The 11,878-nt window shown below is 71.0% G+C and carries 16 protein-coding genes; 5 read left to right on the forward strand and 11 right to left on the reverse strand.

Features of this window, described 5'->3' with window-relative positions; all coding sequences use genetic code 11:
- Positions 1-39: 39 nt before the first annotated feature.
- The 5 genes from AC1XX3_RS09530 to AC1XX3_RS09550 all read right to left on the reverse strand — a co-directional run bounded on the left by AC1XX3_RS09530 (position 40) and on the right by AC1XX3_RS09550 (position 4,112).
- Positions 40-1,017: an asparaginase gene (locus AC1XX3_RS09530; RefSeq protein WP_483320850.1), complete on the reverse strand. Its 978-nt coding sequence runs from the start codon at positions 1,015-1,017 to the stop codon at positions 40-42.
- 22 nt (positions 1,018-1,039) lie between these two features.
- On the reverse strand, positions 1,040-2,008 hold the full coding sequence (gene ygfZ / locus AC1XX3_RS09535; protein ID WP_483320851.1) for a CAF17-like 4Fe-4S cluster assembly/insertion protein YgfZ: 969 nt from the start codon (positions 2,006-2,008) through the stop codon (positions 1,040-1,042).
- A gap of 116 nt (positions 2,009-2,124) precedes the next feature.
- Entirely contained in the window at positions 2,125-2,619 is a 495-nt protein-coding gene (locus tag AC1XX3_RS09540; RefSeq protein ID WP_483320852.1) for a heme-binding beta-barrel domain-containing protein, read from the reverse strand.
- A gap of 130 nt (positions 2,620-2,749) precedes the next feature.
- Complete coding sequence (locus tag AC1XX3_RS09545) at positions 2,750-3,301, reverse strand: GNAT family N-acetyltransferase (protein ID WP_483320853.1); 552 nt, start codon at positions 3,299-3,301, stop codon at positions 2,750-2,752.
- A gap of 70 nt (positions 3,302-3,371) precedes the next feature.
- The gene (locus AC1XX3_RS09550) at positions 3,372-4,112 is read right to left on the reverse strand and encodes an aldolase/citrate lyase family protein (RefSeq protein WP_483320854.1); all 741 of its coding nucleotides are present in this window, start codon (positions 4,110-4,112) and stop codon (positions 3,372-3,374) included.
- 73 nt (positions 4,113-4,185) lie between these two features.
- Here AC1XX3_RS09550 and AC1XX3_RS09555 point away from each other — a divergent pair, with 73 nt between their 5' ends.
- Positions 4,186-5,214 carry a ketopantoate reductase family protein gene (locus AC1XX3_RS09555; RefSeq protein ID WP_483320855.1) on the forward strand — a complete coding sequence of 343 codons (1,029 nt, stop codon included), beginning with the start codon at positions 4,186-4,188 and terminating at the stop codon, positions 5,212-5,214.
- Positions 5,215-5,233: 19 nt separating this feature from the next.
- On the opposite strand, the gene AC1XX3_RS09560 is transcribed toward AC1XX3_RS09555, so the two are convergent.
- Positions 5,234-6,163: a helix-turn-helix transcriptional regulator gene (locus tag AC1XX3_RS09560; protein ID WP_483320856.1), complete on the reverse strand. Its 930-nt coding sequence runs from the start codon at positions 6,161-6,163 to the stop codon at positions 5,234-5,236.
- Between the two features lie 97 nt (positions 6,164-6,260).
- Here AC1XX3_RS09560 and AC1XX3_RS09565 point away from each other — a divergent pair, with 97 nt between their 5' ends.
- Positions 6,261-7,196: a phytanoyl-CoA dioxygenase family protein gene (locus AC1XX3_RS09565; protein WP_483320857.1), complete on the forward strand. Its 936-nt coding sequence runs from the start codon at positions 6,261-6,263 to the stop codon at positions 7,194-7,196.
- 76 nt (positions 7,197-7,272) lie between these two features.
- Here AC1XX3_RS09565 and AC1XX3_RS09570 read toward each other — a convergent pair whose 3' ends face one another.
- Complete coding sequence (locus AC1XX3_RS09570; protein WP_483320858.1) at positions 7,273-7,635, reverse strand: DsrE family protein; 363 nt, start codon at positions 7,633-7,635, stop codon at positions 7,273-7,275.
- Between the two features lie 101 nt (positions 7,636-7,736).
- Here AC1XX3_RS09570 and AC1XX3_RS09575 point away from each other — a divergent pair, with 101 nt between their 5' ends.
- Together AC1XX3_RS09575 and dtd are read left to right on the forward strand one after the other, a co-directional pair.
- A complete protein-coding gene (locus AC1XX3_RS09575; protein WP_483320859.1) occupies positions 7,737-8,093 on the forward strand; it encodes a VOC family protein in 357 nt (118 codons plus the stop codon).
- 48 nt (positions 8,094-8,141) lie between these two features.
- Entirely contained in the window at positions 8,142-8,576 is a 435-nt protein-coding gene (gene dtd / locus AC1XX3_RS09580; protein WP_483320860.1) for a D-aminoacyl-tRNA deacylase, read from the forward strand.
- A gap of 20 nt (positions 8,577-8,596) precedes the next feature.
- Here dtd and AC1XX3_RS09585 read toward each other — a convergent pair whose 3' ends face one another.
- Positions 8,597-9,094 (reverse strand): hypothetical protein, encoded by a 498-nt coding sequence (locus AC1XX3_RS09585; RefSeq protein ID WP_483320861.1) that lies wholly within the window; start codon positions 9,092-9,094, stop codon positions 8,597-8,599.
- Positions 9,095-9,317: 223 nt separating this feature from the next.
- On the opposite strand from AC1XX3_RS09585, the gene AC1XX3_RS09590 reads away from it, so the two are divergent.
- On the forward strand, positions 9,318-9,986 hold the full coding sequence (locus tag AC1XX3_RS09590) for a PepSY domain-containing protein (protein ID WP_483320862.1): 669 nt from the start codon (positions 9,318-9,320) through the stop codon (positions 9,984-9,986).
- Between the two features lie 36 nt (positions 9,987-10,022).
- Here AC1XX3_RS09590 and AC1XX3_RS09595 read toward each other — a convergent pair whose 3' ends face one another.
- From AC1XX3_RS09595 to AC1XX3_RS09605, 3 genes are all read right to left on the reverse strand, one after another.
- Positions 10,023-10,325: a DUF1416 domain-containing protein gene (locus AC1XX3_RS09595; protein WP_483320863.1), complete on the reverse strand. Its 303-nt coding sequence runs from the start codon at positions 10,323-10,325 to the stop codon at positions 10,023-10,025.
- A gap of 26 nt (positions 10,326-10,351) precedes the next feature.
- Entirely contained in the window at positions 10,352-11,200 is an 849-nt protein-coding gene (locus AC1XX3_RS09600; protein ID WP_483320864.1) for a sulfurtransferase, read from the reverse strand.
- A gap of 350 nt (positions 11,201-11,550) precedes the next feature.
- Positions 11,551-11,805, reverse strand: a complete 255-nt coding sequence (locus AC1XX3_RS09605; RefSeq protein WP_483320865.1) for a MoaD/ThiS family protein — start codon at positions 11,803-11,805, stop codon at positions 11,551-11,553.
- Positions 11,806-11,878: the final 73 nt, after the last annotated feature.

Consider the following 11,878-nt stretch of genomic DNA (forward strand, 5'->3'; position numbering starts at 1 on the left):
CGGCGGGCCAACGCGCTGAGGTGAGCAGCGGCGAATGACTCAGCTGACGAGGCGGTCCAGGGTCGGCGCGTACGGCCGGACGGAGCCGACCGGCTGACCGTGGCCGAGCACCGGCACAGCCGCCTGCTCGGTCAACGTCGCGGAGTCGAGGCCCAGCCGCTGCAGCACGCCGGCCATGGCCACGGCACGCGCCCGACCTGAGCCGTCACTGATCTTGAGCGCGATCCCACGACCGTCGGGCAGACCGACCGCATAGACGGCCTCGGCGCCGCCCTTGGCCACCAGACCGGGCACGGCCCGGTGCAGGGCGCTCTCGTCGCGGCGGGTGCCCGAGGTCCATTGCGGATGGGCCCGGATGGCGTCGGCGACGCGGGCCAGCGGCCCATCGGTGGCGGCGGCGATCCGCCCGAAGGAGCGGGCCAGCGCCGCCAGGCTGATCGCGAACAGCGGAGCTCCACAGCCGTCCACCGCGACCCGCCCCGGCTGCTCGCCGGCGATCTCCTCGATGCTCGCCAAGATGGCTCGCTGGACCGGATGGTCAGGGTCGAGATAGTTCTGGACCGGCCACCCGTTGACGACGGCGGTGGCGATCATCCCAGCGTGTTTGCCCGAGCAGTTCATCAGGATCGGCTTCTTCTGCTCGCCGGCCCGCAGCAGCTCCTCCCGGGCGATGTCGTCCATCGGCCAGTCGGGCGGCGTCTGGAGCACGAACTCGTCCAGGCCCACGCCGGCCAGGATCCGGCGCACGCCGTCGAGATGGAAGGGCTCGCCCGAGTGCGACGCCGACACCAGGGCCAGCAGCTCGGGCTCGAGGTCCAAGCCGGCCCGCACCATCGCGATGGCCTGCATCGGCTTGCTGGCGCTGCGGGGATAGATCGGGGCCAACGGATCTCCGATCGCGTGCTGCACGGCGCCGTCGGGGTCGGTGACGACTACCCGCCCGTGGTGCACGCTCTCGCGATAACCGCTGCGGATGACCTCGACGAGGACGGGATCGGCTTCGAAGTCGCTGGACATCTCGCCAGGTTATCCGGGCAGGTCACAGACGGGCGCGGACGTGCAATCCGATCTCCGGATCCACCAGGACCTCCTGGGCTGCCGCCACCCCATCCACCACCAGCTGCTGCGCCGGGTCGACGTTGCGCTTGATCAGCCCGAGGGCGATCGGTCCCAACTCGAAGTGCCGGGCCGAGCTTCCGACGAAGCCGACACTGCGGCCGTCGGCCAGCAGCTCCGCACCGGGCGCGGGCAACGTGTTGGTCATCCCGTCCAGGTGCAGCCGAACCAGCCGGCGCGGCGGCCGGCCGAGCGTGTGCACCCGGGCGACCGTCTCCTGGCCGCGATAGCAGCCCTTGTCGAGGTGCACCCCGACGCCGAGCAGCCCGATCTCGTTGGGAATGGTGCGGTGGTCGGTGTCGATGCCGATCCGGGGGACGCCGGCGGCGATCCGGCGGGCCTCGTACGCCCAGGTGCCGGCGGGGATCTCGGCGGCCATCACGGCCGCGAGCTCGGCCCTCGGCACGAACGTCTCGTAGCCGTCCAGTGAGTCCAGGCCGGACCGCACCAGATACGCGCCGTCCGCCGCCGCTCGGCGGTCGGGATCGCCGGGCCGGTAGACCACGGCCCAGTCGGCGGTGACGTCGGCGACCTCGACGCGCATCATGAATCGCATCCGGTCCAGCCAGCCGGTCACCGCGGCCGCGGCCCCGGGCTCGGTGTGCGCCCAGAACGTGGTGCCGTCGTCCACGCCGTACAGCGCGTGCTCGATGTGACCCTGCGGCGACAGCACCAAGGTGGTGACGCCCTGACCCGGCAGCAGCCCGCTCAGATGCTGGGTGGTGAGCGAGTGCAGCCACTCCAGCCGGTCGGGGCCGGTGATGGTGACCACGCCCCGGTGGGACAGGTCGACCGCGCCCGTTCCCTGGTCCAGGGTGCGCTGCTCGCGCATCGGGTCACCGTAGTGCCAGGCGACACCCGCGTCGGGACCTTCTTCTGCCAGTACGACCATGCGTTCCTCTTCCGTCGGGTGAGACGTTCGCCCCGAAGGGACAGCAACGCCGGCGCCCGATTTCTTCCGGGCCGTAGCCGCCGGGCGGCGGGCCACTCAGCTGCGCAACTCGGCTGTCAGCTGCGCTGCAACCGGGCCCACAGGTGGGTCTGCAGCGGCTGGCCCTGGGCTGCCTTGTCGAACGTCCAGAGCAGGTCGCTCTCCACGTTTCCGTAGAGGCGCTGCCCGGCGGTGTAGTCGTCCGCGGTGGAGGTGCGGACCACGGCGTCGGTGGCCAGCTCGATCCGGGCGCCGGTGATGCTGCCGTACCAGACCTCGGCGTAGCCGGTGGGGTGGCACATCACGACCTCGATGCTGCCGTCCTCCTGCGGCCGCCAGAAGCCGGTCTCCATCGTCAGCGGCCGCACGGCCTTGCCGTCCTCGTCCACCTCGAAGGTCTGGGACAGGTAGTGCAGATAGTTCTGCCCGTTGTGGGCGAAGTCGATCTGCTGGCCGAAGTCGAAGTCAGGGGTGCCGGGGTACGTACCCTTGCCGCGACCCTCCCAGCGGCCGATCATCCAGGCCACGCCGAGCAGGTGGGGATGCAGGTCGGACGGGATCTCGAACGCCATGGCTCAGACCCCTGCCTTCGGGCTGCCATGCAGCAGCCGGACCAGCACCACAAGGGCATACACACCCATGGCGGCCACACCGACGGCCAGACACAACGCGAAAATCAAGGAGGTGGACACGTTGCGGAGTCTAGCCGTCTGCGGTGAGCGAGTGCTGGAGCACCGTGGTGACCGTGACGTACGTCCGTCCGCCGTGAGTGGGCCAGTGCTCCAGCCGCGAACCGGTCGGCCGGTAGCCCAGCCGCCGATAGAGGGCAAGGGCGCGGGGGTTGTCGTGCTCGACGCTGAGCTGCGCCAGCCGAAGCCCGCGCGCACTCACGCGTTGCTCGAGCGCCGCGATGAGCACGGTGCCGATGCCGCATGACTGCAGTGTCTCGTGCACCGACAGCATCCACAGCTCGCCGCCGTCGGGCACCTTGGTGAAGTCGACAGCCCCCAACCCGACCAGCCGGTGGTTGGGCAGGCTGACGACGAGGGCCTCCACCTGACCCTCCCAGCACCGCTGCAGGACCTCCGCCACCGCGCGCAGATGCTCGGGTCCCCCGGACCAGTCCAGGTCGACGAGATCCTCGGCCTCCAGGTCGCGCACCGTCAGCCCCAGGCTTGCTGTCGGCGAGGCGGCCGCCGAGCTCTCAACGGTGTCGTTGGAGGGCGCGGTCGAGCGGAGGTCCCGGTCGGTCATGGCGAGAAGCCTGCCGTCGCCGCTGCGGTTCGGCAACCCACCGTTCAGCCCGGCGTTCGGCTCGGTGCCGTCACGGGCCGACCGGGCGGTCCGCCGGCGCGGCCAGGCGCTGGCGGACCTGGCTCACCCCCCGCTCCAGCAGGACGACGTCGGTGACCACGGCGATCCACTCGAACCCCATCGCCGCCAGGGCGACGGCCCGCTCCTCACTGCCGGCGAACACACCGGGCAGCACCCCGGCCTCGCGGCAGACGCGCACCAGGGTGGGCAACGCAGCGTCGATGGCGACGTCGGCCACCAGCTCGTCCACGTCGCGACCCAGCGACAAAGCCAGGTCGAACGGTCCGACGAAGACCATGTCCACGCCGGGGGTCGCGGCGATGGCGGCCGCGTCCGCCAGCCCGGCGGCGGACTCGATCATCACCGCACAGAGCGGGTCGCCGGCGCTCGGCTGCTGACCCGGCAGCGGCCCCCAGCTGCGCTGCCCCCGCGGCGGATGGGCCGTCGCGGCCACCACGGCGGCGGCCGCGGCAGCGTCGTCCACCTGCGGCACGATCACCCCGTCGGCGCCGGCGTCGAGCGCCCGCCCGATCGCGACCGCGTCGTTGGCGGCGACCCTGACCAGCATCGGCACGTCCCGGCCGGAACGCAGGGCGAACACGTCGCGCAGGCCGCGGTCGTCGAAGTGGCCGTGCTGGGCGTCCAACCCGACCCAGTCGAGGCCGGAGCGCTGCAGGGCCACGGTGCTCCGTGGGTCGCCCAGCATGGCCCACACGCCGGCCTTGATCGTGGCTGCTCCAGGTTCGGTCACGTCGTCATCCTCCCCCACGCGATCGGAACCGCCCGGTACGGCCGGCTCCCGACCGCTCGCTAGAGTCACGGGCGTGACCCGTTATCTCATCGTCGGTGCCGGCGCGATCGGCGGCGCCATCGGCGGCCGCCTGGCCCACGCCGGCCACTCCACAGTCCTCGTCGCCCGGGGCGAGCACCTCACGGTGCTGCAGCGCGACGGACTGCGGCTGCGGACCCCGACCGAGGACCTGACAGTGGACGTACCCGCCGTCGGCGGACCGGCCGAGGTCGAGCTCGGCCTCGACGACGTGCTGGTGCTGGCGACCAAGACGCATCAGGCACCGGCGGCGCTGCAGGTCTGGGCCGACGCCCCGGTGGTGGCCGACGGAGCCGTGGTCGGCACGGCCGGCGAGCGACTGCCGGTGCTGACCGCCTTGAACGGGGTGGCCAGCGAGGAGATGGCACTGCGCTACTTCGACCGGGTCTACGGGGTCTGCGTCTGGATGCCGGCCGTGCACCTGGTGCCGGGCGAGGTGATCATCCGCGGCGGCCCGGCGTCCGGGATGTTCCACATCGGCCGGGTCCCGGCCCGATCCGATGATCGGGACGCGGCGCTGTTGCGTCAGGTCGAACAGGACTGGTCATCGGCCAACCTGGTGGTGCGGCTGCCCGAGGACGTGATGCCGTGGAAGTACCGCAAGCTGCTCAGCAACCTCGGCAACGTCTTGCAGGCCCTCGTCGGGGCGGGTCAGGACACCGCAGCCCTGTCCGCGGCCGCCGACCGGGAGGCCCGCACGGTGCTGGCGGCAGCCGGGATCACGGTGACCAGCGACGCCGACGAGCGGGAGGCCCGTGCCGCGGGCTTCACCATGCGCCCGGTGGCCGGCGTACCCGACGATGTCGGGGGCTCCACCTGGCAGTCGCTGACCCGCGGCACCGGAAATGTCGAGACCGACTATCTCAACGGTGAGATCGCGCTGATTGCGCGTCGGTGCGGCCTGCCGGCGCCGATCAACATCGCCCTGGCGTCACTGGCCCGCCGGGCCGCCGCCGAGGGTCGTCGTCCCGGCTGGCTCACGCCGGCGCAGCTGGCCGACGAGCTCAGCCTGCCGCAGGCCTGACGAGCAGCCGACAGGCGGCTCACTGCAGCGAGTCGACCGCACCGGGCCCGGTGAGGGCGTGGGCCAGCGCGAGCAGGTCGGCGTCCGCCGGCCCTGACCGGCGCAGTGGCCATTGCGGGTCGACGTCGGCCTGGCTGCGTCGGAAGCTCCCCGGGGGCAGGCCGTAGAGCGCGGAGAACCGCCGGGAGAAGTGGTACGGGTTGGCGTAGCCGGCGAGGTCTGCCACCTCGGCGATGGTGGCATTACTGCGTTGCAGGGCCACCGCGGCCCGGGACAGCCGCACGGTCTCCAGCACCCGCGCCGGGCTGGAGCCGAAGTGCTCGCGGAACAACCGGAAGATGTGGCCCGCCGACACGTGACCGGCACCCTCCATCTCGGCCACGGTGACGATCCGCAGGCCCTGACTCGCCCAGACCCGTCGGACGTGCTGCACCACGGCGGTCAGCGGCGGTGGCCAGCTCGGCATCGCGCCGGCGTCCGGCGTGGTCACGAAGGCGTCCAGCAGCAGGCGTACGGCGGCGTCGCTGCGCCGACGTGCCGCGGCCGAGCCGTCGCCGGCCAGGTCGAGCAGATGGCTGGTGAGGCCCGACAGCACGGCGGCCTGCAGGCTGCGGACCGCCGGCCAGCTCTGCCGCGGCGGTAGGTCGCCCAGCTCGGTCACGCTCAGGTGGACGTAGGCGTGGGTGGAGGGCCGGTGTGGGTCCCACGCGTAGGAATCGACAGTCCCGCTCCGGGCCAGAGCGAGCTGTCCCGGGCCGAGTCGGTGCTGGACCGGGCGCCCACCCGGGGTCGGCGCGTTCTCGTCCTGGACGCTCCAGACCGCCGATCCGCGCAGGATCCAGACGAACTCCTCGTCACCGAGGCGGCGCGGACCGAAGCTGCCACCAGCCGGGTAGTCGGCCAGCTGCACCGGGGTGCGGACCTCGACCTCCGGTGCATGAGATGTCACTTTTGGATAGTAACGGGCCTGCGCCAGGCATTGGCAGGACCGGTCAGGACTGGCAGATTCAGTTCTGCCGCCCCACGACGACGAGAGGCTCACTGCGATGACGTCAGTGCTTCACCCTGCTGCGACCACCGATGCCGGACTGGTGCTCTTCGACCAGGCCGGCCCGGAGCTGGCCGCCCACTTCGCCGAGCACGGCTTCGCGCTGCTCCGCGACGCGCTCAGTCCGGAGGAGGTCGCGGAGATCAACGCTGAGGCGGTCCGGCTGTGCCGCGGCGAGCTGGGCGAGATCCGCGACGGTTGGTCCGCGGACGCACCGGACACCACCACCACGGTGGCCGCCGCCGAGACCGACGAGGAGGTGCTGCGCCGATACCTGTGTGTGCACTACCCGCACAAGGTCTCCCCCGCCGCCCGGCGGGCGCTGTCCGCACCCCGGGTGGTATCGGCGTTGACCGCGGTGATCGGGCCGAACGTCAAGGCCATGCAGTCGATGCTGTTCATCAAGTCCGAGGGGAAGCCCGGCCAGGCCTGGCACCAGGACGAGTTCTTCATCCCCACCCGGGACCGCTCGCTGACCGCAGTCTGGATCGCTCTCGACGACGCGACCATCGAGAACGGCTGCCTGTGGGCACTGCCCGGCTCGCACCGCCGCGGCGTGATCTATCCGGCCCGGACCCAGGACGATCCGCGGTTCGACTGCTCCACCGAGGCGTACGACTTCCCGTACCGCGACGAGGACGCTGTGCCGATCGAGATCCCGGCCGGGACCGCGCTCATCTTCAACGGCTATCTGCTGCACCGCTCGCTGGAGAACTCCGGTCGGCACGGATACCGCCGAGCGCTGGCCAATCACTACATGAGCGCGGAGTCGCTGCTGCCCTGGCGAGCGCCGACGGCCGACGAACACATGGCCGTCGCCGACTACCGCGACATCGTCCTGGTGGCCGGCGAGGACCCGTACGCCTACAAGGGCACTGTCGACCTGGCCAGGCCGCACTCGCGACCTGACAAGGAGGGCGGCTGCGACCGCTGACCGCACTGGTGAGGACCAGCGCGTCCTCGTGCTGCCAGACATAGCGCCGGGCACGACCCGCCCTGCTGCCGCGACGTCAGTAGACGAGTGCCTGGACGCCGTCGGTCAGCGCAGCCTCGACGAAGCTCGCCGCGCCGGCGATGGTGACCCCCGCCAGCAGATCCTCGGCGGTGAGCTCGCGCCGTGCGGCGCATTGGGTGCAGACGTGGATGCTGCCCTGGGCACGGACCGCCTCCACCAGGTCGGTGGTCACGCTGGCATGTGGCAGCGATAGCTCGGGCTGCCGGCCGGCGACGGCGAACCACACCGCCTCACCGGTCAGCCAGACCGACACCTCGGCGCCCGCGGCGAGCGCGGTCGACGCCACGGTCCAGGCCTGATTGGTCCGCTCCGGCGCCTCGACCCCGCAGGTGATCTTCACCAGCAGCGCCCTGCTCACCGGAGCACTCCCGTGCTGAATGGGTGGGTCATGGCGTCATTGTGGCAGGTCACGTCACCGGCACTGTCGGACTGTCAGTGACCAGTGGCACAGTGCTGGTCATGATCGGACGACTCCACGGCATCGTGATCGACAGCGCCGACCCGCAGCGGCTGGCCACGTTCTACCAAGACCTGCTGGGCATGCAGCGGGTCCAAGACGACCCGGAGTGGGTCGTCATCGGCGACGCCCCGGACCGGCCCGGCGTGGCCTTCGCCCGCGTCTCGGGCTTCGTCCCGCCCACCTGGCCCGAGGGCGAGCGGCCGCAGTTCTATCACTTCGACGTCGCCGTCGACGACCTCGACGCGGCCGAGACCGCGGTGCTGGAGCTGGGCGCGACCAGGGTGGCCGGCGGCGGCGAGCGGTTCCGGGTTTTCGCCGACCCGGTGGGTCACCCGTTCTGCCTGGTCAGCCTCTGAGAGCAGCGGCGCCTCGCCCATCGCAGTGACACCGGTACGCTCCCGGGCATGCGGGTGGTGGTGCAGCGGGCGAGTTCTGCGCAGGTGAGCGTGGCGGGTCAGGTGGTCGGAGCGATCGACCGGCCCGGGCTGGTCTTGTTGGTCGGCGTCACCCACGACGACTCGGCCGCGGTCGCCGCCCGGCTGGCGGACAAGATCTGGACGCTCCGGATCCTGCGTGACGAGCAGTCTGCCGCCCAGACCGGGGCGCCGCTGCTGGTCGTCAGCCAGTTCACCCTCTACGCCGACACCCGCAAGGGCCGCCGGCCGTCCTGGAATGCGGCTGCACCGCGGCCGGTGAGTGAACCACTCGTGGAGGCCTTCGTCGCGTCGCTGCGCGGTCTCGGTGCGGAGGTGGCCACCGGCGTCTTCGGCGCGGACATGCAGGTGTCCCTGGTCAACGACGGACCGGTCACGCTGCTGCTCGACTCGGCGCAGACCTGAGACTCAGCCTGCGGCGCTGGTCAGAACTCGGAGATCACGACTGCGGCCGCAGCCAGCAGCAGGAAACAGAGGACAAGCACGAGAACGGTGCGGCTCGAACGGCGCGGCTTGGCCGGCTGTCGCGAGGCCGACGCGGGCTGCTCCGGCCACGGGCTCGGCGAGCGCTGGACGGGTGAGTTCTGAACCGGTGCGTCCGGAACCGGTGAGTTCTGGACCGGTGGTGGGAGCGTCTCGGGGGTCGCCGGGGACGAGGTGCGGCCACGGTAGGGCCGGGGCGGGGTGTCCTCGCTGCGATAGAGCCAGCCGTACGTGTCACCGCTGTCGCGCGGGTTGTCCGGCGGGGTCAGTGCCGGCTCGAAGTGCCGCGGCGTCGGCGATGAGCGACGTCCTGCCCCGTCGACGCGACGGTAGAGCGCCTCATAGTGCGCCTGCGGATCGGTGGTGGGCTCGTGGTCGCCGCGACCAGACCCGGTGGACCGAGGGTCACGGGGCGCGCGGTCACCGGGGAGCGAAGACATAGTCGCTCACTCTAACGCGCTCCCCACCCCGGCAGCTGCGGTGCGGCTGGTGACCGACGGCCGGCCGGGGGTGCTGACCCAGCTGCATCGCCAACCCACCGGACCCGTTTCGCGGCCCGACCTAGGCTCGAATCGAGGGTACGACGATCCGGTCCCGGCCCCGACCACGCCCCCGCGAGCCTGAGGCCACCACCATCAGTCACCGCCTAGGGAAGAGTCCACCATGTTTGCTGCGTCAGCTCGTCGACCGCTCCAGCGCAGTCTCGGCGTCCTTGTCGTCATAGCCGCCCTCGGGGCCGGCTGCGGAAGCGACGACGAGAGCGGCGGCGATGCGCCGCCCGAAGCCCCAGCGACCAGTCCGACCACGGCCGGCGGCATGCCGGCCAGCCCTTCGGCGGCTGCGTCGTCGCCGGCGGCCCCGACCTCAGCGACGACCTCGGCGACCGCCGGTGGCAACCAGCAGATCGCCGTCGCGCTCAAGGCCATCGCCACGGCCCAAAGCGAGGTTCAAGGCGGAAGGCTGTTCGCGCTCGAAGACGAGACAGAGCGGGGCCAGCGGGTGTGGTCGGCCAAGGTCGCCACCTCCGACAGCCGCCAGTTCGACCTCGCCATCACCCAGGACGGTAGCCGCGTGGTCGACAGGGACGAGGACCGGACGCCGGACGATGACATCCGCAAGCTTTCGTCGGCGAAGGTGTCCGCGGAGGACGCCGTCGGCACCGCCGTCGGCCGGGCCCAGGGCAAAGGCGACCTGACGTCGGTGGAGATCGACACCGAGAATCGGACCACCGTCTGGCAGGTCGAGTTCGGCGACGACGACGATGACGGCGTCACTGTCCTTGTCGACGCCGGGTCCGGCAAGGTCCTCAAGGTCGGACCCGACGTCGGCTAGGACGCCGGCTCCATCGACGCCGACGCCGACGCCGTCTCAGGCTGCTTCGAGCTCGACGTCGATCTCCGCCACGTTGCCGCGGCTGGCGACGACCCGACGGTCAGCCGAGGCACCCGGTGCCAGGGTCCGCAACGTCCAGCTGCCGTCACCGGCGAAGAACCGGAAGTGGCCGGTGGCCGAGGTCGGTACCTCGGCGGTGAACTCGCCGCCGGCGTCGAGCAGCCGGACGTACGCACCGGAGACGGGGCTGCCGCCGCGCAGCACGCGGCCCTGGATGACTGCTTCCTTGGTGGTGTCGATGCCGGCGACGCTCAGGCCGCCCGTGGTTGCTCCGCACATGTCTGCTCCTTGGTGGATGGGGACGTTCAGAGCGTTCCGGGCTCGTCGCCCAGGGCGATCGGGACGCCGATCAGCGAGCCGTACTCGGTCCAGGAGCCGTCGTAGTTCTTGACGTTCGGCTGGCCGAGCAGCTCCTGCAGCACGAACCAGGTGTGCGAGCTGCGCTCACCGATGCGGCAGTAGGCAATGATGTCGCCGTCGAAGTTGACGCCGGCCTCGGTGTAGATCTTGCGCAGCTCCTCGTCGGACTTGAAGGTGCCGTCGTCGTTGGCCGCCTTGCTCCACGGGACGTTGACCGCGGTGGGGATGTGCCCCCCGCGCTGCGACTGCTCCTGCGGCAGATGGGCCGGAGCCAACAGCCGGCCGGCGAACTCGTCTGGGCTGCGGACGTCGACCAGGCTCTTGGTGCCGATGGCCTGGACGACCTCGTCGCGGAACGCGCGAATGGCCAGGTTCTGCTCGGACGCGGTATAGCTGGTGGCCGGCCGGGTGACGGTCTCGTCGGTCAGCTCACGGGCGTCGAGCTCCCACTTCTTGCGGCCGCCGTCGAGCAGCCGCACGTCAGTGTGGCCGTAGAGCTTGAAGTACCAGTAGGCGTACGCGGCGAACCAGTTGTTGTTGCCGCCGTAGAGCACCACGATGTCGTCGTTGCTGACACCCTTCTCCGACAGCAGCTTCTCGAACTGGCCCTTGTCGACGAAGTCGCGGCGGACCGGGTCCTGCAGGTCGGTCTTCCAGTCGAGCTTGATCGCGCCGGCGATGTGGCCGCCGTCGTACGCCGTGGTGTCCTCGTCGACCTCGATCAGGACGACGTTGTCATCGGAGGAATGTTCGGCGACCCAGTCTGCGTCGACGAGTACTTGCTGCCTGCTCATGTCTGTGGATCTCCTGGGATTGATGGGCTCTGGGCGTGTGCGTGCGTTCTGCACATCTCGCGATGGCGAGGGCAGGGACGTCGGGGGTGGACGCGCATCGAGCGGGTCCGGTGCAGCTGTCGACGCCGCTACGGCATTCGGCTGGCGCAACACAACGACGAGCGCATCCGGCCGTGGTCCACGGCCAGGCGGCGGGTGAGCGGGGTCGCCCACGGGTTCGTCGCGGTCATGACCCCACAGTAGGGGCACCCCGTGGCAGATCCCGTCGTTCGTATCGTTAGTTGAGACGAAGGACCACTTGCTGAGACTCCGGGGCGGGAAATCCGCCCCAATCGAGCTCGAAAGCCCTCTCAGCCGCCGGCAAACGGCGGCAGGATCTCGACGCGGACGTCCTCGGCCCGGTGCCGTGTCCGCTCCTCGGACGAGATGACCACACCATCGACCATCACCGAGCTCGCCCGCAGGACGCGGTCGAAGTGCGCGTCGCCGCGGGACTGCGACGCCACGGCCAGGGCTTCGCTCACCGAGGCGGCCACGACGTCCTCCGACTGAACGCCTGCCGCCGCCTTGGCCCCGGCCCAATAGTGGATAGTTATCGTCGCCATTGGGATAGTCTCTGGCATGCAGAGAGGCTGCGGCTAGCACTACTCGGCCTCGGCGCTTTCCCCCGGGCGTGAT

Source organism: Microlunatus sp. M237 (genome assembly GCF_056896895.1).

Coding starts and splice junctions, on each gene's coding strand:
- AC1XX3_RS09530 (WP_483320850.1), bottom strand. CDS start 1,017: ATGTCCAGCGACTTCGAAGCCGATCCCGTCCTCGTCGAGGTCATCCGC.
- ygfZ (WP_483320851.1), bottom strand. CDS start 2,008: ATGGTCGTACTGGCAGAAGAAGGTCCCGACGCGGGTGTCGCCTGGCAC.
- AC1XX3_RS09540 (WP_483320852.1), bottom strand. CDS start 2,619: ATGGCGTTCGAGATCCCGTCCGACCTGCATCCCCACCTGCTCGGCGTG.
- AC1XX3_RS09545 (WP_483320853.1), bottom strand. CDS start 3,301: ATGACCGACCGGGACCTCCGCTCGACCGCGCCCTCCAACGACACCGTT.
- AC1XX3_RS09565 (WP_483320857.1), top strand. CDS start 6,261: ATGACGTCAGTGCTTCACCCTGCTGCGACCACCGATGCCGGACTGGTG.
- AC1XX3_RS09575 (WP_483320859.1), top strand. CDS start 7,737: ATGATCGGACGACTCCACGGCATCGTGATCGACAGCGCCGACCCGCAG.
- dtd (WP_483320860.1), top strand. CDS start 8,142: ATGCGGGTGGTGGTGCAGCGGGCGAGTTCTGCGCAGGTGAGCGTGGCG.
- AC1XX3_RS09585 (WP_483320861.1), bottom strand. CDS start 9,094: ATGTCTTCGCTCCCCGGTGACCGCGCGCCCCGTGACCCTCGGTCCACC.
- AC1XX3_RS09590 (WP_483320862.1), top strand. CDS start 9,318: ATGTTTGCTGCGTCAGCTCGTCGACCGCTCCAGCGCAGTCTCGGCGTC.
- AC1XX3_RS09595 (WP_483320863.1), bottom strand. CDS start 10,325: ATGTGCGGAGCAACCACGGGCGGCCTGAGCGTCGCCGGCATCGACACC.
- AC1XX3_RS09600 (WP_483320864.1), bottom strand. CDS start 11,200: ATGAGCAGGCAGCAAGTACTCGTCGACGCAGACTGGGTCGCCGAACAT.
- AC1XX3_RS09605 (WP_483320865.1), bottom strand. CDS start 11,805: ATGGCGACGATAACTATCCACTATTGGGCCGGGGCCAAGGCGGCGGCA.